This window comes from Mycobacteriales bacterium, from assembly GCA_035504215.1.
Classification (GTDB): Bacteria; Actinomycetota; Actinomycetes; order JAFAQI01; family JAFAQI01; genus DATAUK01.
This window is the reverse complement of record DATJSI010000075.1, coordinates 1-21,327: the sequence shown is the minus strand read 5'-3', so window position 1 is coordinate 21,327 and position 21,327 is coordinate 1. Positions and strand designations below refer to the sequence as shown.

Genomic DNA, 21,327 nt, shown 5'->3' with positions numbered 1-21,327 from the left:
GGAGCAGGCCACTGCCGTTGCTTGAGTCACAATCGTGGTGGCGGGGATCGTCCACCCGACCGCCGCCGCGCCGACCCGTAGCGGGAGCGAGGTAGGGCAGTAGCGATGAGACTGGTCAAGCACGGTCACGCGGCGATCCGGCTCGAAGGTGACGGCGGAACCCTCGTCATCGACCCGGGCGGCTACACCGAAGACGCGTCCGTCGCGAACGTCGATGCCATCCTCATCACGCACGAGCACTTCGACCACTTCTCCGAGGACCGGATCCGCGGTGCGGTAGAGGCGAACCCGGGCATCGAGATCTGGACGATCGCGGCGGTCGCCGAGAAGCTCGCCGGTCTCGGGTCGGCCCTGCACGTGGTCGGCGACGGGGACACCTTCACGACCGCAGGCTTCTCGGTCGAGGCACATGGGATCTGGCATGCCGAGGTCCACCGCGACATTCCGAGGATCACCAACACCGGCTTCTTCATCGACGACTTCTTGTTCCACCCGGGCGACGCGCTCACCGTGCCGGACAAGGCGGTCGAGACGCTGATGCTGCCGATCCATGCGCCGTGGTCACGCACCGCGGAGCTGATCGACTGGGTGCGTGAGGTCGCGCCGAAGACCGCCCTCGCCATCCACGACGGCGCGCTGAACTCGATCGGGCTGGCGCTGGTCGGCGGCCTGCTCGGCGACCACGGCCCCGGCATCGGGGCCGACTACTACCGGCTCGAGCGCGGCGAGACCGTCGACTTCGTCTGAGCCCGGCCTCCACGAGCGCGGCGCGGCTACCGCGCGGTCTTGAAGCAGATCGGGCACGTAGCCAGGCCGAGGGGGCGGGCCGACCAGCGCATCGACTCGAAGCCGACCAGGTCGCTGCCGATCTCCCGACCGCAGATCGTGGTCTGCCTGCCTTCGAGATAGGCATGCACGGTGCCGCGCGGAACCTGCTGGCCTCGCGACATGATCATCGACGTCGATGCCACGCGGTAGACCACGACGCAGGGTGAACCGAGTGCGCGACCACAACCCGAACATGACCTGAACCCGAGGTGATCGGCGGCCGATCAGTTGAGGTACGACGGTCAACGACGGTCGACGTCGATCAGCACCTTGCCGACCGCGCGAGCTTCCACCGCGTCATGCGCGGCCGCCGTCTCGTCGAGTGAGAACCGGTGCGCCGGCAGCTCCGAAAGCGCACCCGCCGCCAGCGCCGAGCTGATGTCCCGGACCGCATCGAGAAGTGCCGGTCGAGGCACGCCGTACAACAGGACGAAGCGAAGCGTGACATTCGCTGTCATGCACGCGCGCACCGGCAGCACCGGGTCCGCTCCGTCAGCGGCGTAGCTGACGACCGTCGTCCGCGCGTCACTGAGCGCGAGGTCGAGTTCGAGGTTCGGCCCGATCGCGACCTCGACGATGCGGTCGAAACGCGCCGCGAAGTCCCTCAGCTGCTCGAGTGCGTTGCCGTCCTTGTAGTTCACGACGAGGTCGGCGCCGGCGTGCCTCGCCAGCTCGGCCTTCTCCGGCGTGCTGACGGTCGTGGCGACGCGGGCACCGGCGCGCTTGGCGAGCTCGATCGCGTAGTGCCCGACGGCACCCGCACCGCCGGCGATCAGCACGGTCCTGCCGTCGATCGGCCCATCGGCGAACAAGCAGCGATGCGCCGTCATTGCGGGCACTCCCATGCTCGCGCCGAGGTCGAAGCTCGCCGCGTCTGGCAGCCGGACGGCTTGCTCGCCGGGAACGACGGTGTACTCCGCCGCAGTACCCCAGCGGCGACCGGCCGATGCCATCCAGACCCACACCCGCTCGCCGATCCGGCCCGCATCGACGCCCTCGCCGACGGCGTCGATCACGCCGGCACCGTCCTGGTTAGGAATCTGAAAGCCGTCGATCGGCCGAGGCGTCGCGCCGGAGCGGCTCTTCCAGTCGGTGGGGTTCACGGCGGACACTGCGATCCGCACGCGCACCTCGCCCGGACCCGGCTCCGGCCGGTCGACCTCCTCGATGCGCACGACATCGCTCGCGGCGCCGTACTCCTTATAAAGGGCTGCTCGCATCGCGCCATTGTCCCCAGGCCGGTCGCGGGCAACCACTGCCGAGTCCCGAACCGGATCGGCGTACGGTGCACAACCGGGTACGGCGACAGATCGACAGGCAGGTGATCGCATGCGGCGCCACATTGCGGTGGTCGGTCCGAGCGTCGCAACGGCCGAGGAACTCGATTGGGCGTACGAGACCGGGCGCGCGATCGCCGAACGCGGCGACGTCCTGGTGACCGGCGGGCTGGGCGGTGTCATGGCGGCTGCCTGCCGCGGCGCCAGCGAGGCGGGCGGAGTGAGCGTCGGGCTGCTCCCCGGGTCCGATCGGAGCGAGGCCAACCCGCACGTGACCGTCGCGATCGCGACCGGGCTCGGTGAGCTGCGCAACGGCCTCGTCGTCCGCAGCGCCGACGGCGTCATCGCGATCGGGGGCAGCTGGGGAACGTTAAGCGAGATCGCGCTTGCCGTCCGGACCGGCACCCCACTCGTGGTCCTCGGCGGCTGGGAGCTCCGAGGTGGCGACAGTGAACCGCTCGACCTGCTCCGAGCGAACACCCCGACAGAAGCGCTGGCGATCCTCGACGGCCATTGACGAGCCGCATCGAACCGAACCCCGGGTTCGTTCGTGTCATGGTCGTAAGGTAGTTTGGACCTTACGTCGGGACCTTACGTCAGGACCTTACGTCAGAGAGCCGCCCGGAGGCCCGCGCACCGGCGCAGGAGCGATCCCCCGCAACGGCCGGAAGCAGGTTTGGAGGTTGCCATGTCAGGGGTCGTCGTCGTAGGGGTGCACGGATCGCTCACCAGTCTCGCGGCGCTGCGTACTGCGGTGGACGAGGCGCGGTCCCGCCGCGCCGAGCTGGTCCCCGTGCTCGCGTGGGCACCGGCCGGCGGGGAGCTGGTCTACCGCGCCGCACCGAGCGCACCGTTACTGAACTTCTGGCGGGCACAGGCGCGCGAGCGGTTGATGACCGCGTTCGAAGAGGCGCTCGGCGGCATTCCCAAGGACATCGCGGTGACGCCGCATGCGGTGCGATCGCATGCTGGTCAGATCCTCGTCCGGGCTGCCGAGTCGCCGGAGGATCTGCTGGTCGTCGGATACGGCCACCGGCGGGTGTTCGGCCGACGCCTGATCGGAGCCACGGCCCGATACTGCGTGAGCCACGCGACGGGTCGGGTCGTCCTGGTTCCGCCGCCCGAGCTGCTCCACACCCGGCACCGGTTCCCCGGCCGCACGGTCTCGGCCATCCGGGCCGCCTGACCGCGGCCGTCGTTCGCCTGGCGTTCACCTTGACGCCGTACGGTCCGCGCCGTGGTGTCGGGTCGGTCGCCTCATCCTTGGCGGTTCGCGTTCGCGTTCTGCGCGATCGCGGTCGGGCTCGGGCTGGTCCCGTTCGCTCCCGCGGCCGCGACGACGGATGCCGCCGTCACCGGGTCCGGCTCGAGCGAGGCAGCGGCAGCCGTTGACCAGTGGAGCGCGGACGTGCAGCCCCGCTTTCCGGTCGCCTACAGCGGCAGCGGCTCGAGCCAGGGCAAGGACGACTACGCGAACCTGGCCAGTGACTTCGCGGTCACCGACGTGCCGTATCTCGGGATCGACCCGGAGACCGCAGCGGAGGACACGGACCGAGGCCGGGTGTACGGCGCCGCGCCGGTGCTCGCCGATGCCGTCGCGTTCCCGTACCGGCTGGAGGTGGACGGCAAGCTGGTGCGCAACCTGCGGCTCTCGCCACTCACCCTGGCGGACATCTTCACCTTGCGGATCACCAACTGGGACAGCCCGCTGATCTCCCATGACAACAACGGGCGCAAGCTGCCCTCACTGCCGATCGTGCCCGTCGTCCACTCGGAGGGCTCGGGTTCCAGCTACTGGTTCACCTCCTACCTGGTGGCGGAACAACGAGCGATCTGGCGGGCATTCAACGGGGCGAGCAACGCGAGCCAGTACTGGCCGCGCCAAGGCGCCGAGGTCGCCCTGGACGGCAGTAGCTCGATCGGCGACTACCTGGCCCAGAAGGCGAACAACGGCGCGATCGCCATGGACGAGCCGAACACCGCACTGGACAACGATCTGCCCGTAGCCGCGGTGGAGAACCCGGCCGGGTACTTCACGACACCACCGGCGTACGACGTCGAGCTGTCGCTGACAAAGGCATCGGTCAACACCAACCCGTCGTCGCCGCACTACGCCTGGCCGAACCTGAAGCCGCTCTACGCCGACAAGGACCCGCGCTCCTATCCGCTGTCGTACTTCGGCGATCTGTACGTGCCCACGTCACCGTCCGACCCGCGAATGTCGACAGCCAAGCGGCAGTCACTGGCGGACTTCCTCGATCGGGCCGAATGCCAGGGCCAGCGCGAGGCCGGCGTTCTCGGCTACGGCCTGCTGCCGCCGAAGCTCGTGACCATCGCCTTTGCGCAGATGTCGGCGCTGAAGGCGGCCGATCCCGGGGTCGACGTGTCGAAGGACACGATCGCGGCCTGCGCCAACCCGACCTTTCCCAAAGGCCACCCTGATGTCGATCTGATCCCGAAAGCGACGCCGTATCCCCCGGACTGCGCAACGGCCGGAGCCGGACCTTGCGCCGCACAACGCACCGACGCCACCGCGCTCGAGCTGACGGTGTCGAAGCGCTCTGTGCCGCAGCATCATCGGACCGCTTTTCACGGTCTGCTGATGTACCGGCCGAGCCACACCAGGATCATCGCGACGGTGCGGCTCGAACGCCGCCACCACGGCCACTGGTTGGTTCTTGCCAAGCGCACCACCTCGGCGTACGGCCGGGTCGTCTTCCACCTCAAGCCCACGGCCACCGCGTCCTATCGCCTCGCCTATCTCGGGCCGTCCGCACGGCCCGCGGTCAGCGCCGTCATCAAGGTGTCGGTCCGGCACTGATCCGCGGCCGCTGGCGTCATCGGCTCGCCTTATGGTGGGAAGGATCGGACATATTCCCGCGGAGGCATCGATGACCACACTCGCCGAACGGCCGAACACTGCCCTGCTCGTCATCGACGTACAGAACGGCGTCGTGGACGGCTCATACAACCGCGACGAGGTGGTCGCGAACATCAACACCTTGGTCGACAAGGCGAGAGCCGAAGACGTGCCGGTGGTCTGGGTGCAGCACAACAGTGACGAGCTCGTGCCGGACACCGAGGTGTGGCGTTACGTGCCCGAGCTGGTCCGCCGCGACGCGGAGCCTTTGATCCAGAAGCGCTACGGCGACTCCTTCGAGGACACCGAGCTCGAGTCGGTGCTCTCCGAACGCGGGGTCGGTCGGCTGGTCGTGACCGGTGCGCAGACCGATGCCTGCATCCGCTCGACGCTGCACGGCGGGTTGGTCCGCGGTTACGACGTCACGCTCGTCGGTGACGCACACACCACCGAGGACCTGACCGAGTGGGGTGCGCCACCGCCGCAGCAGGTCGTCTCGCACACGAACATGTACTGGAAGTACCAGGACGCCCCGGGTCGCAAGGGCGGCACCGTCGCCACCGCCGACGTCAGCTTCGCCTAGCCACCCGCGCGAAAGTAGTGGCCGGCCTCGAGGTCGTCGATGAGGCCCGGCTGCGCAGGCTGCCAACCGAGCAGCTCGCGCGTCAGCGTCGAGGACGCGCGCGCATTCATGGCAAGGAAACGTCCAAGCCAGCCGAAATGCGCCGCCGCATCCTCGGGCGCGACCGAGACGACCGACAGGTCGAGCTGGCGTCCGATGACATCGGCGATCGAAAGGATCGACACTCCTTCGTCGGCAACCGCGTGAAGAACCGATCCGGCGGGGGCGCGCTCCAGCCCGAGGCGGAACACCGTCGCCGCGTCCTCCACGTGCACGGCGGACCAGCAGTTCTCGCCGTCTCCGACGTAGCCGGAGACCCCCTGCTCGCGCGCGATGTCGACCAGCCGCGCGATGAACCCGTGATCCCCGTCGCCGTGCACCGTGGGTGGGAGCCGTACGACGCAGGAGCGAACCCCTCGATCGGCGAGCGACAGCGTGATCGCCGCGTTCTTCATCCGAGGATGACCTTCGCCGGGTAGGTCGGTCTCGGTGCCAACTCCGTCCGGGCGGAGGCCGAGCGTTCCCGAAGCGATCAGCAACGGCCGGCCGGTGTCCTCGAGAGCGGTCCCGATCGCCTCGATCGCCGCCTGGTCGGCGGCGGCCGCGGCCTCGATCTGGGCGAAGTCGTGGATGTAGGCGAGGTGGACGACGCCGTCGCTCGCCGCAGCGCCCGCAGCCAGGCTGTCCGGGTCGTCGAGCGCTCCGCGGTGCGCACTCACGCCCGCTGCGACCAGCCGGTCGGCAGCGTCGTCGGAGCGCGCCAAGCCGACTACTTCGTGGCCATCGGCCAGCAGCTGCCGGACGACCGCAGAACCGATCCAGCCGGTCGCCCCGGTGACGAACACCCGCATGAGAACTCCTCGAGCCGCGATTGCTTCCTCAACCTGATCACACCGACGAGTGCAGCGACGGCGGCGGCTCCCTCACGGATGCCCCGCGGCGCGGTTCGTGATCTTGACGTTCAGCGGGGCTTTGGGGAGCAGCTCGTCGACCAGCTGATGCACCAAGCGGTCGATCTCGTCGCGGATCGGCCGCACTTGCGCGACCGACAGGCCGGCCGGGTCGCGAAGCTGCCAGTCGACGTAGCGCTTGCCGGGGAAGACCGGGCAGCTGTCGCCGCAGCTCATGGTGACGACCACGTCCGAAGCCTCGACCTCCTCGGTGGTGAGCAGACTCGGGCGCTCGCCGGCCAGGTCGATCCCGATCTCACGCATCACGTCGACCACCGCCGGGTTCAGCGACTCGGCCGGTGTCGATCCGGCGCTGCGGACCGCGATCCGACCGCCGGCGTACCGCTGCATCAACGCTGCGGCCATCTGCGACCGGCCGGCGTTGTGGACGCAGACGAAGAGCACCTGCGGGCCGTCAGGCACGGGCGCTCGTCCCTACCTGCGGAACGACGACGTCGTCCGCAGCCACGCCCGCCGCCGGGTACAGCAGGGCCAGCAGACCGAGCCCCACGACGGCTCCGGCGAGCTCGGCCAGCACGAAGCCCGGCACCGAGACGGGTGCGATCCCGGCGAAGGTGTTGCTGAACGCCCGGCCCACGGTGACGGCCGGGTTGGCGAACGATGTCGAGGACGTGAAGAAGTACGCCCCGCCGATGTACGCACCCACCGCCCATGGAGCCTGACTCGTGCGCTTAGCACCGGCCAGAGCGAAGATGACAAGCACGAGCCCCGCGGTCGCAACCACTTCGCCGAGCAGCAGGTGCGGACTGCTGCGACGGTGCTGCGACCAGGCGACGGGTGCCTTGGCGAACATCGCGTCGGCCAGGACGGCACCGCCGATCGCACCGACGGTCTGGCAGAGCACGTACGCGCCGAGCGTGCGTCCCGACAGACCCGTCCTCGTACGCCGACCCAGGTAGTGGTCCGCGAGTGAGACGACCGGGTTGAAGTGCGCCCCGCTGACCGGGCCGAGGATCACGATGAGCACAGCCAGCCCGGCTGCGGTCGCCGCGGCATTCTCCAACAGCCGCAGGCCGGCGTCGATGCTGAGCGCCTGCGCCGCGATGCCCGACCCGACCACGACCGTGACCAGCAACCCGGTGCCGAGGAACTCGGCAAAGCACCGTCGGGCGAGCGGACTCATGCCGGAACCAGGCGCTCGGCGAACAGCCCGCCGACAGCGGCGAGAGCATCGCGGCGGGCGCGATACCAAACCCAGGTGCCGCGCCGTTCCGACTCGACCAGACCTGCCTCCCGAAGCACCCGGAGGTGGTGGGAGATCGTCGGCTGAGAGACGTCGAAGGTGGTGTTGAGGTCGCACACGCAGGCCTCGTCCGAAGCGGCGATGAGCGACATCAGGCGAAGCCGGGTCGGGTCCGCGAGAGCCTTCAGCAGCGCCACCACGGTCTCGGCCTGCTCCGCGCTGATCGGATCCGCGCCGATCGGCGCGCAGCATCCCAAGACATCGGTCGCTTGTTTCGACATTCATCTATATTGACAGGTGTCGATGCAATGGCGCAAGGTCGAAGCGCCAGCCAACCCGCGAACAAGGGAGACGCAATGTCGCGAGTGCAGCTCGCCCTCAACGTCGACGATGTCGATCGAGCGGTCGACTTCTACCGCAAGCTCTTCGGCACCGAGCCCGCGAAGCGACGACCCGGCTACGCGAACTTCGCGGTTAGCGAGCCACCGCTCAAGCTGGTGCTGATCGAGAACCCCGGCGCGGCCGGACACCTGAACCACCTGGGCGTCGAGGTGGATGCGACCGTTGACGTCGCGGCTCATCAGGCCAGACTTGCGGCCGCGGGCATCGCGACCGGTGAGACACAAACGACGACCTGTTGCTACGCCGTGCAGGACAAGTTCTGGGTCGGCGCTCCGGACGGCGAGCAATGGGAGCACTACGTCGTACTCGCCGACGCAGGCGAGGAGACCGGCGTCGGGGCGGGCGACCCGGCGAGCTGCTGCACGAGCGGTTGCGGCGAAGACGTCGGGTGCTGCTAGGCACTGCCCGATCAGCGCGAGGGTGTGGCTGCCTCGAGGATGGCGAGGACGTCGCGTAGCGACTCGCAGGTCCGGTAGGCCTTGGCGCGGATGTCCGGCGGAATTGTGCGTGGGATCGACGAGTCCGGCACTAGGAACGACGTCATCCCGGCCGCCGCTGCTGCGTTGATGCCGTGATCCGAGTCCTCGACCACCACACAGGATCGAGGCTCGCAGCCGAGCCGCTCGGCCGCGAGCAGGAAGACGTCGGGCGCCGGCTTTCCGTTGACGACCTCGTCACCGCCGGCGATCGCCTGCACGGCATCCGCCAATCGTGCAGACGCAAGTCGCGCGACGATCGTGTTTCTCGTGCTCGAGCTGCCGACGGCGAGTGGAACGCCTTCACGGCTCGCCCAGTCGAGGAGCTCGCGCAGGCCGTCCTTGACCGCCGGCTCGGAACCGCCGTACTGCTCGGCCCGTTCCCTGACTGCGTCGAGGTCGCCGCGCTCGCCAGGCCGCGCCGCCCACCATCCGGCGAGAATCGCCGTCGACTCCCGATCGGTCTTCCCGATCAGCTGAAGGTAGTCCTCGGCTTCCAGCGACCAGCCGAAGTCCTGTGCCGCGCGGCGCCAGGCACGGAACTCGACGATCTCGGTGTCGAGCATGAGCCCGTCCATGTCCAGAATCACTGCGCAGAACGAGCCTGCGCCGTCGAGCTGCCGCTGCACCGGTACGAGCTCGCCCACTCAGTAGCTGACCGTGTTGTAGTAGCGCCGCGTCGTCAGCGGATGCTCGCGGATGTGTTCGAGATAAGCGTCCACGCGTTCGAGCACGCAGGCCAAGATGACCGGGCTGATCAGCGACCGGGTCGCGCCCGACAGCCCGTCCGTCTCGTATGACGCCGGGTCCAGCACCAGCACATGCTCGGTGTAGCGGCGCACGAACGCCTCGACCCGATCCAGCAACGGACGGGTCGGGTCCTCGTTGCTCATCAGCACGACGCTCGCATCCGCATCGACGAGCTCGAGCGTGCCGTGGAAGAAGTCAGCCGCATGCACCGGTCTGGTCGTGATCCACTGCATCTCTTCGAGGATGCACATCGCGTAGTAGTGGGCCTCCGGCCAGCTGCTGCCCGCACCCGTGATGATGTGGTACGGCGATGCTGCCAGGTGCCGCGCGACCTGTTCGGCTCGTCCCTCGGCCGCGGCTTTGATCGCGAGCAGCACGTCGGGCAGGGCCGCAAGATCGGCCAGCACCGTCCGGGCATCCGGCCAGTCACCACGGTGGGCGAGCAACGACAGCGCCACGCCCAATGACTGGAGATAGAACGACTCGCAGGAGGTGTCGTCCTCGGCGAAGTTGATGAACGCACGGTCCGCCGAGTCCGCAACCGGAGTGCCCTCATTGGCAACGAGGCCGAGCACGAAGGCGCCCGCCGCATGCGCGTAGTCGACGACCTCGATGCTCTCGCGCGTGGTGCCCGACCGCGACGGCACGACGACGAGTGAGGACGGCCCGAGCACCGGGCTACCCAGGGTCATCAGCTCGGCCGGGCGGATCACCCGTACGTCGATCCGGGACCGCTCCGCGATCACGCCCGCGGCATGCTCCATCAACAGGCCCGCGCCGCCTGATCCGGCGAAGATGACGGAGTCACACCCGGCATCGAGCCGGTCCGCTACGACCGATCCCACGTCCTGCGCGACCCGCACCGCGCCGGTCTGGATGGCGAGGTAGCGCTCGGGGTCAAAGTTGAACATCGGACGCCTCTCCGTCCGCGGCGCCGACCGGCTCGCGCAGCGGAAAATGACAGGCCGCGAGGTGACCGTCGGCGAACCGCCGCATGGCCGGCTCCTCGACCGCGCAGCGCTCCTGCGCGAACGGGCACCGGGTACGGAACCGGCAGCCCGAGGGCGGATCGAAGACCGAAGGCAGCTCACCGGTTACCGGCACTCGCGTCCGAGCGCGCTCCCGGCGCGGGTCAGCGACCGCGGCGGTCTCGATCAGCCCGGCGGTGTAGGGATGCGCCGGTCCGGTGTAGACGCTCTCGGCCGGCCCGATCTCGACCATCTTGCCGAGATACATCACGCCGATCCGGTTGGCCATCTGCCGGATGACGCCGAGATCGTGCGAGATCAGCAGGTAGGTCAGGCCGTGCTCGAGCCGCAGGGTCTGCATCAGGTTCAGGATCTGCGCCCGGATGGATACGTCCAGCGCCGACACCGGCTCGTCGGCGATCAGCAGACGCGGCTCGAGAATCAATGCCCGGGCCAGACCGACCCGCTGCCGCTGACCGCCGGAGAACTCGTGCGGGTAGAGCTCGACCGCACGGCTCGGCAGGCCGACCTCCCGCAGCTGTTCGATGACCTTCTGCGTTCGTTCGTGCGAGCTGCCGACCGACTGGATCACCAGCGGCTCGCGCACGATCCCGCCGACCCGCATGCGTGGGTCGAGCGAGGAGTACGGATCCTGGAACATCATCTGGAGATCTCGCCGGAGCTCGGCCGCACCCGCTCGTCGCCGCGCCAGCGGCCCGGTAGCTCCGAGCACGCCAGCGTCGAGCCCGTGGAACGTGATGGTCCCCGACGTCGGCCGCTCCAGGCCGACGATCAGCCGGCTCACCGTGCTCTTCCCGCAACCGGACTCGCCGACCAGGCCGAAGGTCTCCCCCGGGTAGATGTCGAAGCTCACCCCGGAGACGGCGTGCGCGGTCCGTGCCTTGCGGCTGAACAGGCCACGCTTGACGCGAAACTCCTTCACCACGTCTTCGACCCGAAGCAGGGGCTCGACGCCGGATGTCGGCGCCTGGTCCGCCGCGGCCGCGGGTGACGCCATCGCCCCGGCCGTCGGCCGCTCGGTCGGCTCCGGGTTGATGCACGCGAACAGATGGCCGTCGCCGTCGCCGTCGTCGACCAGCGGTGGGTCGGTCACGGCGCACTCGGGAAGCGCGTTCGGGCAACGCGGGCGGAACCGGCACCCGGTCAGCTCGGCCGCGAGGTTCGGCGGGGTGCCCGGGATGCTGTAGAGCAGACCCTGCGCCGGGCGGTCCGGCTGGGGGATCGAGCGCAGCAGTGCCTTCGTGTAAGGGTGCCGGGGCTGGTCGAAGAGCGCGACCGTCTCGGCCTCTTCGACGATCCGCCCGGCGTACATCACCAGCACGCGGTCGGCGTGTGCCGCGATCACACCCATGTCGTGGGTGACCAGCAGGATGCCCATGCCGAGATCGGACTTCAGCTTCTGGAGCAGCGCGAGGATCTGCGCCTGGATGGTGACGTCGAGCGCCGTCGTCGGCTCGTCGGCGATCAGGATCTGCGGGTCGCAGGCGAGTGCCATGGCGATCATCGCGCGCTGGCGCAGGCCGCCCGAGAGCTGATGCGGGAACTGCCCGAGCCGCTCCGCCGCCCGCGGCATGCCGACCAGCTCCAGCACCTCGGTCGCCCGCTCGGTCGCCTCCGCCTTCGTCGCCTTCCGATGCAGGAGCACGGCCTCGGCGATCTGGTTTCCGATCGTCATCGTCGGGTTGAGGCTGGTCATGGGGTCCTGGAAGATCATCGCGATCTGGTCCCCGCGCACCGATCGCATCTGCCGCTCGGTGAGCCGGAGCACGTCGGTGTCGCCGATGCGCACCGATCCGGCGTCGATATGTCCGCCGTTGGGCAGCAGGCGCATCGCGGCGAGCCCGCTCATGGTCTTGCCGCACCCGGACTCCCCGACCAGGCCGACGATCTCCGAACGACCCACCGTGAACGACACCCCGTCGACGGCGTGCACGACCGAACGCCGCTGCCGGATGTTGACGTGCAGGTCGTCCACCTCGAGAACTGCTGGCATACCCTCTCGCTCGCGTTGTCGTCGACGCCTCAGCGCCGCTGAAGCCGGACCTCGAGGGCGTCACGCAGACCGTCCCCGATGAAGTTGAACGCCACCACGGTGAGCACGATGATCACGCCGGCCGGATAGATCTCCCACCAGTAACCGTCGTACAGGTAGTTCGTACCGTTGGTGAGCATGCCGCCCCACGTCGCGGCCGGAGGCGGCAGGCCGAAGCCGAGAAAGCTCAAGGTCGCGAGGATCAGCACCGCATCGGCGACCTGGAAGGTCGCGTTCACCACGATCGTGGAGACAGTGTTCGGTACGACGTGCCGGAAGATCATCCGCGTCGAGGACCCGCCCATGACGCGAACCGCTTGGACGTATTCGCGGACCCGCAGCGAGAGCGTCTCGCCTCGCACCAGCCGGGCCGGCCCGACCCACGACAGGGCCGACACGACCAGGATCAACAGCCCGACCGTCGGCCGGAACACAGTGGCGAGATAGATGAAGATGAACAGCGCCGGGATCGCGAGGAAGATGTCGACGACCCGCATCATGATCGAGTCGAGCGCACCGCCGAAGTATCCGCTGACCGCCCCCCACAACACACCGAACGAGGTTGCGAGGACGGCGACCGCAAGCCCGATCTCGATCGAGCTCTGGCCGGCCACCATCAGCCGGCCGAGGATGTCGAACCCGACGTAGTCGGTGCCGAGGGGATGCTTCGCCGACGGCGACTGGTTGAGCTGCACCAGGTTCGGCTGGGTCTGGTTTGTGTGGTAAAGGTGCGGGCCGATGAAGCAAAAGCCGACGATGAGCAGGACGAGAAGCACGCCCACGAGGGCCAGCTTGTTCTCTACGAACGACCTGCCGATCAGCGCCCACGGGTTCGGGGTCTCGACCAGCTCACCCGCGTCGAGCTCGGGGTGAAGGGTCGCCTCAGTCATAGCGAACCCGCGGGTCCAGGACGGCGTACATGATGTCGGCGAGCAAGTTTCCGATGACCGTGACGAGCCCGACAAGAACGGTGATGCCGAGCTCGACCGGATAGTCCGACGTCGATGCCGCCGTGAAGAAGGACAGCCCGACGCCCTGAACGTTGAAGACGTTCTCGACCACGACTCCGGCCGTCAGGATGCCCGGCAGCGAGAGCCCGACGATCGTGGTGACGGAGGCCAGCGAGTTCCGCAGCAGGTGCCGGCGCAGCAGCCGGAACATCGACGAACCCTTCGCGGTCGCCGTACGGATGTAGTCCTGCGCCAGCGTCTCGATCGCGGCGGAGCGCATGTAACGGCTGAAGAGCGCCAGGTTGATCAGCGTCAGGGACAGGATCGGCAGCACGATGCCATCGGGATGCTCGATCATCGCCACGACGGTCCTGCCCTGTGGCGCCTCGGATGGCAACAGCCGCCAGGTGACCGCGAACACGGCGATCAGCAGCAGCGACAGCCAGTACGACGGCATCGAGTAGAGCAGGAACGACACGGCGGTGACGCTGTGGTCGACCAGCTTGTTGCGCCGCACCGCCTGCCAGATACCGAGCGGCACCGCAATGATCAGCGACAGGACGAGCGCGGTGCCGACCAGCAGCACGTCTTTGGGGAACTCGTTGGCGATGATCGTGCGCACCGGTTCGTTCAGCTTGTACGAGTAGCCGAGGTTGCCGCGCACGAGCTGACCGAGGTAGTGCACGTACTGCACCACGATCGGATGGTTCAAGCCGTACTGGTCGATGAAGCCCTGGATCTGGGCGTTGGTCGCGCGCGGCCCGATGATCGCGCGCGCCAGCGAAGGGCCGGTCGCGATCAGGTTCTGCAGCACGAAGGCGATCAGTGTCACGCCGAGTACGACGAACACCATCTGGATGAGCCGATTGACGAGGAAGCGGATCATGCGGGCTCCAGGTCCTCGGTCCGCTTGCGGTGCGGTGCAGCAGCCGGCCGGCGGCCGCGCCCGGCCTTCACCGGCGCTTGCGCGGTCGACTCGCGCTCGACCAGCTTTGCTTCGAGGAGCAGCGTCTGCGCGGGCGAGGTGTCACCGTCGATCCGGGCGAGGAGGCGGCGCGCCGCGGTCGCCCCGATGTCATACGCCGGCTGTGCGACCACGGTGAGGCGCGGCCGCACGATCGTCGTCCAGTCGAGGTCGTCGAACCCGAGCACGGTGCACTCGCCAGGGAAGCGCAGACCGGAGTCCTGCACGGCTTCGAACGCCGCGAGAGTGAGGAGGTCGTCGACGGCGAGCACCGCGGTCGGCGGCTTGGGCAAGGCGAGCAGTGCGCGGACCGCGCGGTAGGCGTCCGGCCGGTTGTACGTCGCGTTCGCAATCAGCTCGGGCACGACCGGCAAGGCGGCGGCGCGCATCGCGCGGACATAGCCCACCGCCCGCGCGACCGTCGTCTGGGCGTGCCGGGCGTCTAGTGCGGCCTCGTCGAGCTCGGCGATCAGGTCGTCGCTGAGCAGGTGGGTCGTCGCCACGCCGATCCGGCGATGGCCGCGCTCGATCAGATGCTTCACGGCGTCCCGTGCCGCGCTGACGTTGTCGATCAGGACGCAGTCGGCGGCGAGACCCCGCACCGATCGGTCGACCAGCACGATCGGCACGCTGCTGGCGACCACGTCGTCCAGGTGGGCCGCTTGGCGCAGCTCGGTGGGCGCAACCACCATCCCGTCCACCCGGCGCTCGAGCAGGGTCTGCACCGCGCGCCGCTCGAGCTGCGGATCCTCCTCGCTGTTGGCGACGACGACGTCGTACCCCTTGCTGCGGGCGAAGTCGGTGAACCCGCGCATCGTCTGCCCGAAGAACGGGTTCTGCATGTCCGCACTCACGAAGCCCAAGGTCTGGGTGCGGCCGGTGACCATCCCCTGGGCCAGCCGGTTCGGGGTGTAGCCGAGCGCCTCGGCATGCTGGCGAACCCGGCTCCTCGTGGCCTGGCTCACGCGGCCGTACCCGCCGAGCACTCGCGCCGCGGTCGCCCGCGACACCCCGGCCGCCGCCGCTACGTCGTCAACGGTCGGCCGGCCGGGTGTGGCTTGCGAGCGCTCTCGCACGTCGGCACCATACCCGCGGTCCCCCGGCCACGCCAGCCGGATCAGTGATCCCGGAGCGCCACTACCCTGCTTCGCCGAGCGACCTGTCCGGAATCTCCTGCTACGGCACGAGATTTGGCCTGAAGTTCGCGTCCAGTGCGCCCGCCCGCCGGCTGTTGGTAACGATTTGTTATCGACCCGAGCTCGGCTCTTGACGGGAGGCAGCCCGTTCTGCCGTGATCAGAGCATCGGATTTGAGAGAGCGTTCTCTCACATCGCGGCGCCACACGTGGATTGGAGCACGCCATGTCGCTACGGCTTGGTCTGACTGCGAGGGTCAGCGTTCTCGCCCTCCTGGCAGGGCTGGCAATCACCGCCTGCTCGAGCTCCTCGAACCCTCCCTCGTCGTCCTCGTCTTCGTCGTCGTCGCCCTCCGGCGGCGGCACGGCCACCGGCGGCACCGTCACCATGGCCTACCCGCCCGGCACCGAGCCGGTGGACATCTTCCCGATGTTCCCCGCCTCCGACGACACGACCCAGGAGATCTTCTGGTTCGTCGAGCAGATGTGGCGACCGCTCTACTGGTTCGGCGACACCTCGGGCGGCATGACCTTCAACCCGGCGCTGAGCCTGGCCAACCCGCCGGTGATGTCCAACGGTGGCAAGACCGCGACGATCACGATGAAGAACTGGAAGTGGTCCGACGGCCAGCCGATCACGACGCGCGACGTCGAGTTCTGGATGAACCTGCTGAAGGCGAACAAGTCCAACTACGCGAACTACGTCCCCGGCTACTTCCCGGACAACATCTCGAACATCACCTACCAGAGCCCGACGAAGTTCTCGATCACGTTCAAGCAGAAGTACAGCCGGAACTGGCTGCTGCTGAACCAGCTGTGCCTGATCTTCCCGATGCCGCAGCATGTCTGGGACAAGACCTCGGCCAGCGGCAAGATCGGCAACTACGACCGTACGACGGCGGGCGCGAAGGCGGTCTACTCCTACCTGAACAGCCAGGCCGGGAAACTGTCGACGTACACGAACAACCCGCTGTGGCAGGTGGTCGACGGACCGTTCCACCTCAAGAGCTATGACGCGAACAGCCAGGTCACGCTGGCAGCCAACGCGAAGTACTCGGGGCCCGACAAGCCGAAGATCTCTGCGGTCCAGTTCCTGAACTTCACCAGCGATGCGGCGGAGTACAACCAGCTGCTGAGCGGCAACATCGACTACGGCTATGTACCGTTCAACGACCTCGCTTCCGACTCCCGGGTGAAGGACCTCGGCTACTCGATCGTGCCGTGGGCCCAGGCCGGGATGAACTACGCCTCCTTCAACTACACCAACCCGACGACCGGCCCGCTGTTCTCGCAGCTGTATATCCGCCAGGCGATCCAGCACCTGACGGATCAGAACAGCATGATCACGGCGGCGCTGCACGGTGCCGGCGTCGCGACCTACGGTGCGGTGCCGCAGTACCAGCCGCAGCCCTCGGTCAACGGCACCCCGTTGGCGGACCCGGCAGCGAACGGCAACGCCTACCCGTACAGCACGTCGGCAGCGATCAACCTGCTGAAGTCGCACGGCTGGAACGTCGTGCCAGGCGGCACCGACACGTGTGCCAAGCCGGGCACGGGCGCCGGCCAGTGCGGCGCGGGCATCAAGCCGGGCCAGAAGCTGGCTTTCAAGTTCACCTACCCGACCGGAGTGAGCCAGGACGCCATCGAGGTGCAGCTCTTGGCGAGCGACGCCAAGAAGGCCGGTATCAACATCAGCCAGCAGCCGGTCCCCGACTCGGTGACGTTCTCCGACACGGTCTGCAAGAAGGGCAGCCCGTGTAACTGGGACGTCGACTACTACTTCCTCGGCGGCTGGCAGTACGGCGTCCCGATCGACTACCCGGTCGGCAACGTGATCTTCGGCTGCGGCGGTCCGTACATCGGCGGGTACTGCTCGCACAAGCTGGACGGCCTGATGTCCGCGGCTGAGACGTCGGACAACATCCAGGCGCTGTACTCGTACGAGAAGTTCCTGAACACCAACAACCCGGTGTGGTGGCTGCCGCTGCAGCCCTACCAGTTCTCGGCGATCAAGACGAGCCTGTCGGGGACCACCCCGCAGAACGTCGGCTACTGGATCACGCCGGAGTACTGGTCGCTGAGCAAGTAGCACATCGTGCGGGGAGCGTCGGTGGGTCGCGACGCTCCCCGCTTTTCCATCGATCGACCCGTTGACTGGAGCGAACCGTGCCCGTGAAAGACGTTGCCGACGACCTGGAATCGACCATCAACCACGCGCTCGCGCAACGAGCTCAGGTGGGCGCGGTCATGGCCGAGCTGGCGAGCGAGCTAGAGACTGTGTACTTCGTCGGCTGCGGCGGCTCGCTCTACGCCAGCGCGCCGGTGGGCGACATCATGGCGGCCCGCGGTCGAGCGGTCGTCGGATCCCGGGTCGAAGCCGGCGAGTTCGTGTACGGACCGCCGGCCAGGCTCGGACCGGACTCCTTGGTCGTCGTCGGATCGCACACCGGGACCACGCTGGAGACCGTCAAAGCGATCGAGGTCGCGCGCGACCACAAGGCGCGAGCCGTGCTCGCCATCACGCGCGACGCGAACAGCCCGCTCGCGACCGGTGCCGACCACGCCTTCACCTACGGCAGCAAGCACACGGTGTGGGAGCCCAAGCAGATCTACCTGGCCCAGATCGGTCACGCCGCCCTACTCGCCGGCGGCGACGAAACCCAAAGCGAACACGACGCCGCCCTTGATGCCTACTCGGGCCTCGGCGGCGCGATCCTCGACGCGATCGCGACCTGCGACGGCTACTTCTCGGAGCTCGCGACCTCGCTCGCGAACGAGCCGGTGATCTACGTGCTCGGCGCCGGACCGGCCGAAGACGTGGCACGCTGCCTGTCGATGTGCTATTTGCAGGAGATGCAGTGGCTGCATTCCGGCGCGTTCAACGCCAACGAGTTCTTCCACGGCGCGTTCGAGGTGGTCACGGACCAGAGCGAGGTCATCCTGTTCATGGGTCAGGATCACTCGCGCCCGATCGCTGAACGGGCTCGCACGTTCCTCGAGACGTATGCCCGCCGTACCTGGACAGTGGACCTCGCCGACTTGGCGCTTCCGGGCATCCCGGAAGCCCACCGCGGCGAGGTCGGTTCGCTGGTGCTGGGTGCGCTGGCATCGCGCATCGCGCAGCACTTCGAGGCAGTGACCGGACACGACTTGAACACGAGGCGGTACATGCACAAAGTCGAGTATTGATGTCGATCGCGTGCACCGGTGACAACGTCATCGACATCTACCTGGGATCGGGTCAGGGGTATCCGGGCGGGAACGCGGTCAACGTGGCCGTCGCCGCGTGCCGCAGTGGAGAGCCCTCGGCGTACGTCGGGGCGGTCGGCCAGGACGACTTCGGCGCGATCCTGCGGCAGTCACTCGCCAGCGAAGGGGTTGCGACCGACCATCTTCGCGTGCTTGCGGGAACCACGGCGTGGTGCGAAGTGCGCGTGGTCGACGGTGACCGGGAGTTTCTCAACGCTGACGAGGGCGTGTCGCGGATCACGCTGAGCGACTCGGACCTGGACTACCTCGCCGGGTTCTCCGTCGTACACACCGGCGACAACTCGATGCTCGAGTCGCAGGTCGCCGCGATCGCGGCGCGCGCGAAGGTCTCCTTCGACTTCGGCGAACGGCCGCGCGGATATGTCGACGAGTTGATCGGGCACGTCTGGTGCGCGTGCTTCTCGGCGAGCCGGTTGTCTGCCGACGCAGCGACGGCGCTGGCCGACGAGATGGCCGCTCTCGGCCCGGCGGTAGTGCTCGTCTCCGAGGGCTCACGTGGTGCTCAGCTCGTCGTCGACGGCGCCAGATATCGCTCCGCCTCACACGCGGCGGCGGTGACCGACAGCCTCGGTGCGGGCGATGCGCTGATCGGCGGCGTCCTCGCCGGCCTGGTCTCCGGCCAGCCCCCGCAAGACGCGCTGACCGCCGGCATGCAGCTTGCGGCGCGCACGGTGAGCGACTACGGCGCCTTCGGCTACGGCTTCGACCTGGACGCGTCCGCGGTGCGCCCGGTCTCGATCCCGAGGCCGCACGACCACCACGAGGCCCGCCGGCAGGGCTGACGCCGTCCGGGATGTCTTGCGACAGGAGCGGCGCTGACTCGCGGGGGCGTTAGGAGAGACTTGCGCGGTGGATCAGTGGTGGCACCGCGACATCATCGCCGCCGGCAAGCTGCCCTTGATGTTGTGCTTCCTCGCTTATCTCGTGACCTTCGTGACCACGCGAACGATCACGCGCCTGATCCGGGATGGGCGGGGACCATTCCGCAACGCGGTCACGGGCACCGGGCTCCACATCCATCACTCCGTACCCGGCCTGATCCTGCTCATCGTCGGTGCGTTCACGGCCGTCGGCGGTCCTGATCACCTCGGCTGGCGCTGCTTCGCAGGCGTAGTCGTCGGGATCGGGGTATCGCTCGTGCTCGACGAGTTCGCGCTGATCCTGCATCTGCAGGACGTCTACTGGACCGGCGAAGGGGAGCTGTCCGTCGAGGCGGTCACCCTCACCGCGGCCTGCCTCGCGCTGGAGCTGATCGGCTTCAGCCCGTTCGGCGTCCAGCACGCGGACCAGGTCGAGCGCTACTTCCGGCTGAGTGCCTCCGGGCTGCTCGTCGTGGACGGCTTGCTGGCGATCGTGTGTGCGCTCAAGGGCAAGTACCGATGTGCACTGTTCGGACTGTTCGTCGGACCGATCGCTGCCGTCGGAGCGCTACGACTGGCACGGCCGAACTCGATCTGGGCTCGGAGGTACTACCACGGCCATCGCCTCGAAGCCGCCACCAAGCGAGCTGCCGGGTTCGACCGGCGATGGCGTCCGGTGCAGCAGGACTGGGAGGACTTCCTCGGCGGCCGACCGTCCTGACGCGAGGCAGTGATCTTCGCCTTCACGACCGGAAAATCGACCGACACGCCCCGACCCGCCGTCGAGGTGGTGACGAAGGCGAAGATCTGCGGCATGTGGAGCTGCGAAGTGGAGCTGAGGGGACTCGAACCCCTGACCCCCTCGTTGCGAACGAGGTGCGCTACCAGCTGCGCTACAGCCCCAGGTAGCCGACGAGTTTAGCCGACCGGCTCTGAGCGCTCGGGCAACTTTCGGCCGGCCCAGGCAGGGCGAAGGGCTCAGTCGTTGACGGCCCAGCGGCGGTCGAGGATCTCCTCGAGATTGTCGACCGGGTCGAGTTCCTCGGGCGTCTCCGCCGGCGGCAGGAGCGGTTCGAAGATCGGTGGCCGGGCACGCCGGGCAGGCGCAGTCGGCTTGTTGACGTAGGTCGGCGGGGGAACCGGCACCGGGTCCCACTCGGCACCACCGATCCCCGGCTCCGGCTCCGGCGTCACGGCCTGCGCGGCGGGCGCCTGTGGCGTGTCGAGGTCGAAGAACAGCTCGCCGTCCGCCGGCTCGGCGCTACGGCGGCTCTCGACCGGCTCGGCGGTCTGGTCGAAGACGGGCTCGGCGTAGCGGTCGATCTCGACGGTCGGGTGATCGTCGTCGAACACGGCGGTCTGGTCGAAGACGAACTCATCCGGCGCGGCGTATGCGGCGGCCGTCTCCCGCTGTTCGACCGGCCCGACCGGCGCGGTCTGGTCGAACAGCGGCTCGAGCGCAGGCTCGGCCGTCCGGGCCATCTCGATCGGTTCCGGCTCGTAACGGGTCGGTTCGACATCGTCGGACGCAACGTAGCCGGGCATGGTCTGGTCGAAGAGCACCTCGCGGCGTTCCTGAAGCTCAGCCGGGCGCGTGCGGGGCACTGCCGCAGTCTCTCGGACCCGCTCGGGAACGATCTTCGCCGCACGCTCCCGGACACCCTCCCGCGCGGGCATCGCGCGCTCGCGCGCCTGCCGGGCAGCGGCCGGCATCGCCGCAGCGGGCTCGGCGACCTCCGGCGGACCGGCACGCAGCGA

The 21,327-nt window shown here is 68.4% G+C and carries 23 protein-coding genes and 1 tRNA gene; 10 read left to right on the top strand and 14 right to left on the bottom strand.

Annotated elements, in window-relative coordinates:
- Positions 1–105: 105 nt before the first annotated feature.
- A complete protein-coding gene (locus tag VME70_09285; GenBank protein ID HTW20388.1) occupies positions 106–747 on the top strand; it encodes an MBL fold metallo-hydrolase in 642 nt (213 codons plus the stop codon).
- Positions 748–773: 26 nt separating this feature from the next.
- Here VME70_09285 and VME70_09280 read toward each other — a convergent pair whose 3' ends face one another.
- On the bottom strand, positions 774–983 hold the full coding sequence (locus tag VME70_09280; protein HTW20387.1) for a hypothetical protein: 210 nt from the start codon (positions 981–983) through the stop codon (positions 774–776).
- An 87-nt stretch (positions 984–1,070) separates the two neighbouring features.
- A complete protein-coding gene (locus VME70_09275; protein ID HTW20386.1) occupies positions 1,071–2,048 on the bottom strand; it encodes an NADPH:quinone reductase in 978 nt (325 codons plus the stop codon).
- A gap of 109 nt (positions 2,049–2,157) precedes the next feature.
- On the opposite strand from VME70_09275, the gene VME70_09270 reads away from it, so the two are divergent.
- The 4 genes from VME70_09270 to VME70_09255 all read left to right on the top strand — a co-directional run bounded on the left by VME70_09270 (position 2,158) and on the right by VME70_09255 (position 5,548).
- Entirely contained in the window at positions 2,158–2,622 is a 465-nt protein-coding gene (locus VME70_09270) for a TIGR00725 family protein (GenBank protein ID HTW20385.1), read from the top strand.
- Positions 2,623–2,793: 171 nt separating this feature from the next.
- Positions 2,794–3,291 carry a universal stress protein gene (locus VME70_09265; GenBank protein ID HTW20384.1) on the top strand — a complete coding sequence of 166 codons (498 nt, stop codon included), beginning with the start codon at positions 2,794–2,796 and terminating at the stop codon, positions 3,289–3,291.
- 51 nt (positions 3,292–3,342) lie between these two features.
- On the top strand, positions 3,343–4,926 hold the full coding sequence (locus VME70_09260; protein HTW20383.1) for a substrate-binding domain-containing protein: 1,584 nt from the start codon (positions 3,343–3,345) through the stop codon (positions 4,924–4,926).
- A 70-nt stretch (positions 4,927–4,996) separates the two neighbouring features.
- Complete coding sequence (locus VME70_09255; protein ID HTW20382.1) at positions 4,997–5,548, top strand: cysteine hydrolase family protein; 552 nt, start codon at positions 4,997–4,999, stop codon at positions 5,546–5,548.
- Here VME70_09255 and VME70_09250 read toward each other — a convergent pair.
- The 4 genes from VME70_09250 to VME70_09235 all read right to left on the bottom strand — a co-directional run bounded on the left by VME70_09250 (position 5,545) and on the right by VME70_09235 (position 8,022).
- Positions 5,545–6,438 carry an SDR family oxidoreductase gene (locus VME70_09250; GenBank protein ID HTW20381.1) on the bottom strand — a complete coding sequence of 298 codons (894 nt, stop codon included), beginning with the start codon at positions 6,436–6,438 and terminating at the stop codon, positions 5,545–5,547. The genes VME70_09255 and VME70_09250 overlap by 4 nt on opposite strands.
- A 72-nt stretch (positions 6,439–6,510) precedes the next feature.
- A complete protein-coding gene (locus VME70_09245) occupies positions 6,511–6,960 on the bottom strand; it encodes an arsenate reductase ArsC (protein ID HTW20380.1) in 450 nt (149 codons plus the stop codon).
- On the bottom strand, positions 6,953–7,681 hold the full coding sequence (locus VME70_09240; protein HTW20379.1) for an MIP/aquaporin family protein: 729 nt from the start codon (positions 7,679–7,681) through the stop codon (positions 6,953–6,955). Before VME70_09240 ends, VME70_09245 begins: the two co-directional genes overlap by 8 nt.
- Positions 7,678–8,022 (bottom strand): metalloregulator ArsR/SmtB family transcription factor, encoded by a 345-nt coding sequence (locus VME70_09235; protein HTW20378.1) that lies wholly within the window; start codon positions 8,020–8,022, stop codon positions 7,678–7,680. The genes VME70_09240 and VME70_09235 overlap by 4 nt, the downstream gene beginning before the upstream one ends.
- A gap of 75 nt (positions 8,023–8,097) precedes the next feature.
- On the opposite strand from VME70_09235, the gene VME70_09230 reads away from it, so the two are divergent.
- On the top strand, positions 8,098–8,541 hold the full coding sequence (locus VME70_09230; GenBank protein ID HTW20377.1) for an ArsI/CadI family heavy metal resistance metalloenzyme: 444 nt from the start codon (positions 8,098–8,100) through the stop codon (positions 8,539–8,541).
- Positions 8,542–8,552: 11 nt separating this feature from the next.
- Here the strand turns inward: VME70_09230 and VME70_09225 are convergent, their stop codons facing one another.
- The 6 genes from VME70_09225 to VME70_09200 are packed head-to-tail and all read right to left on the bottom strand — an operon-like array spanning position 8,553 to position 15,380.
- Positions 8,553–9,266 carry an HAD family phosphatase gene (locus VME70_09225; GenBank protein HTW20376.1) on the bottom strand — a complete coding sequence of 238 codons (714 nt, stop codon included), beginning with the start codon at positions 9,264–9,266 and terminating at the stop codon, positions 8,553–8,555.
- Complete coding sequence (locus tag VME70_09220) at positions 9,267–10,280, bottom strand: SIS domain-containing protein (GenBank protein ID HTW20375.1); 1,014 nt, start codon at positions 10,278–10,280, stop codon at positions 9,267–9,269.
- Positions 10,267–12,351 (bottom strand): ABC transporter ATP-binding protein, encoded by a 2,085-nt coding sequence (locus VME70_09215; GenBank protein HTW20374.1) that lies wholly within the window; start codon positions 12,349–12,351, stop codon positions 10,267–10,269. Before VME70_09215 ends, VME70_09220 begins: the two co-directional genes overlap by 14 nt.
- A 29-nt stretch (positions 12,352–12,380) precedes the next feature.
- The gene (locus VME70_09210; protein ID HTW20373.1) at positions 12,381–13,280 is read right to left on the bottom strand and encodes an ABC transporter permease; all 900 of its coding nucleotides are present in this window, start codon (positions 13,278–13,280) and stop codon (positions 12,381–12,383) included.
- On the bottom strand, positions 13,273–14,226 hold the full coding sequence (locus VME70_09205; protein ID HTW20372.1) for an ABC transporter permease: 954 nt from the start codon (positions 14,224–14,226) through the stop codon (positions 13,273–13,275). The genes VME70_09210 and VME70_09205 overlap by 8 nt, the downstream gene beginning before the upstream one ends.
- Positions 14,223–15,380, bottom strand: a complete 1,158-nt coding sequence (locus VME70_09200) for a LacI family DNA-binding transcriptional regulator (protein ID HTW20371.1) — start codon at positions 15,378–15,380, stop codon at positions 14,223–14,225. Before VME70_09200 ends, VME70_09205 begins: the two co-directional genes overlap by 4 nt.
- 285 nt (positions 15,381–15,665) lie before the next feature.
- On the opposite strand from VME70_09200, the gene VME70_09195 reads away from it, so the two are divergent.
- From VME70_09195 to VME70_09180, 4 genes are all read left to right on the top strand, one after another.
- Positions 15,666–17,528, top strand: coding sequence for a peptide ABC transporter substrate-binding protein (locus VME70_09195; GenBank protein ID HTW20370.1), 1,863 nt, complete (start codon positions 15,666–15,668; stop codon positions 17,526–17,528).
- 77 nt (positions 17,529–17,605) lie between these two features.
- Positions 17,606–18,628, top strand: a complete 1,023-nt coding sequence (locus VME70_09190; protein HTW20369.1) for an SIS domain-containing protein — start codon at positions 17,606–17,608, stop codon at positions 18,626–18,628.
- Complete coding sequence (locus VME70_09185) at positions 18,628–19,491, top strand: PfkB family carbohydrate kinase (GenBank protein ID HTW20368.1); 864 nt, start codon at positions 18,628–18,630, stop codon at positions 19,489–19,491. Before VME70_09190 ends, VME70_09185 begins: the two co-directional genes overlap by 1 nt.
- 118 nt (positions 19,492–19,609) lie before the next feature.
- Positions 19,610–20,290, top strand: coding sequence for a hypothetical protein (locus VME70_09180; GenBank protein HTW20367.1), 681 nt, complete (start codon positions 19,610–19,612; stop codon positions 20,288–20,290).
- 109 nt (positions 20,291–20,399) lie between these two features.
- Here VME70_09180 and VME70_09175 read toward each other — a convergent pair.
- Positions 20,400–20,472: transfer RNA gene (locus VME70_09175), tRNA-Ala, on the bottom strand.
- 75 nt (positions 20,473–20,547) lie between these two features.
- The coding region (locus VME70_09170) for a hypothetical protein (GenBank protein HTW20366.1) at positions 20,548–21,327 on the bottom strand (780 nt) is incomplete at its 5' end.

Excerpts from the sequence above, each read along its gene's own strand:
- VME70_09285 (HTW20388.1), top strand. The coding sequence starts at position 106 with ATGAGACTGGTCAAGCACGGTCACGCGGCGATCCGGCTCGAAGGTGAC.
- VME70_09275 (HTW20386.1), bottom strand. The coding sequence starts at position 2,048 with ATGCGAGCAGCCCTTTATAAGGAGTACGGCGCCGCGAGCGATGTCGTG.
- VME70_09270 (HTW20385.1), top strand. The coding sequence starts at position 2,158 with ATGCGGCGCCACATTGCGGTGGTCGGTCCGAGCGTCGCAACGGCCGAG.
- VME70_09265 (HTW20384.1), top strand. The coding sequence starts at position 2,794 with ATGTCAGGGGTCGTCGTCGTAGGGGTGCACGGATCGCTCACCAGTCTC.
- VME70_09255 (HTW20382.1), top strand. The coding sequence starts at position 4,997 with ATGACCACACTCGCCGAACGGCCGAACACTGCCCTGCTCGTCATCGAC.
- VME70_09250 (HTW20381.1), bottom strand. The coding sequence starts at position 6,438 with ATGCGGGTGTTCGTCACCGGGGCGACCGGCTGGATCGGTTCTGCGGTC.
- VME70_09240 (HTW20379.1), bottom strand. The coding sequence starts at position 7,681 with ATGAGTCCGCTCGCCCGACGGTGCTTTGCCGAGTTCCTCGGCACCGGG.
- VME70_09235 (HTW20378.1), bottom strand. The coding sequence starts at position 8,022 with ATGTCGAAACAAGCGACCGATGTCTTGGGATGCTGCGCGCCGATCGGC.
- VME70_09230 (HTW20377.1), top strand. The coding sequence starts at position 8,098 with ATGTCGCGAGTGCAGCTCGCCCTCAACGTCGACGATGTCGATCGAGCG.
- VME70_09220 (HTW20375.1), bottom strand. The coding sequence starts at position 10,280 with ATGTTCAACTTTGACCCCGAGCGCTACCTCGCCATCCAGACCGGCGCG.
- VME70_09215 (HTW20374.1), bottom strand. The coding sequence starts at position 12,351 with ATGCCAGCAGTTCTCGAGGTGGACGACCTGCACGTCAACATCCGGCAG.
- VME70_09210 (HTW20373.1), bottom strand. The coding sequence starts at position 13,280 with ATGACTGAGGCGACCCTTCACCCCGAGCTCGACGCGGGTGAGCTGGTC.
- VME70_09205 (HTW20372.1), bottom strand. The coding sequence starts at position 14,226 with ATGATCCGCTTCCTCGTCAATCGGCTCATCCAGATGGTGTTCGTCGTA.
- VME70_09195 (HTW20370.1), top strand. The coding sequence starts at position 15,666 with ATGTCGCTACGGCTTGGTCTGACTGCGAGGGTCAGCGTTCTCGCCCTC.
- VME70_09185 (HTW20368.1), top strand. The coding sequence starts at position 18,628 with ATGTCGATCGCGTGCACCGGTGACAACGTCATCGACATCTACCTGGGA.
- VME70_09180 (HTW20367.1), top strand. The coding sequence starts at position 19,610 with ATGTTGTGCTTCCTCGCTTATCTCGTGACCTTCGTGACCACGCGAACG.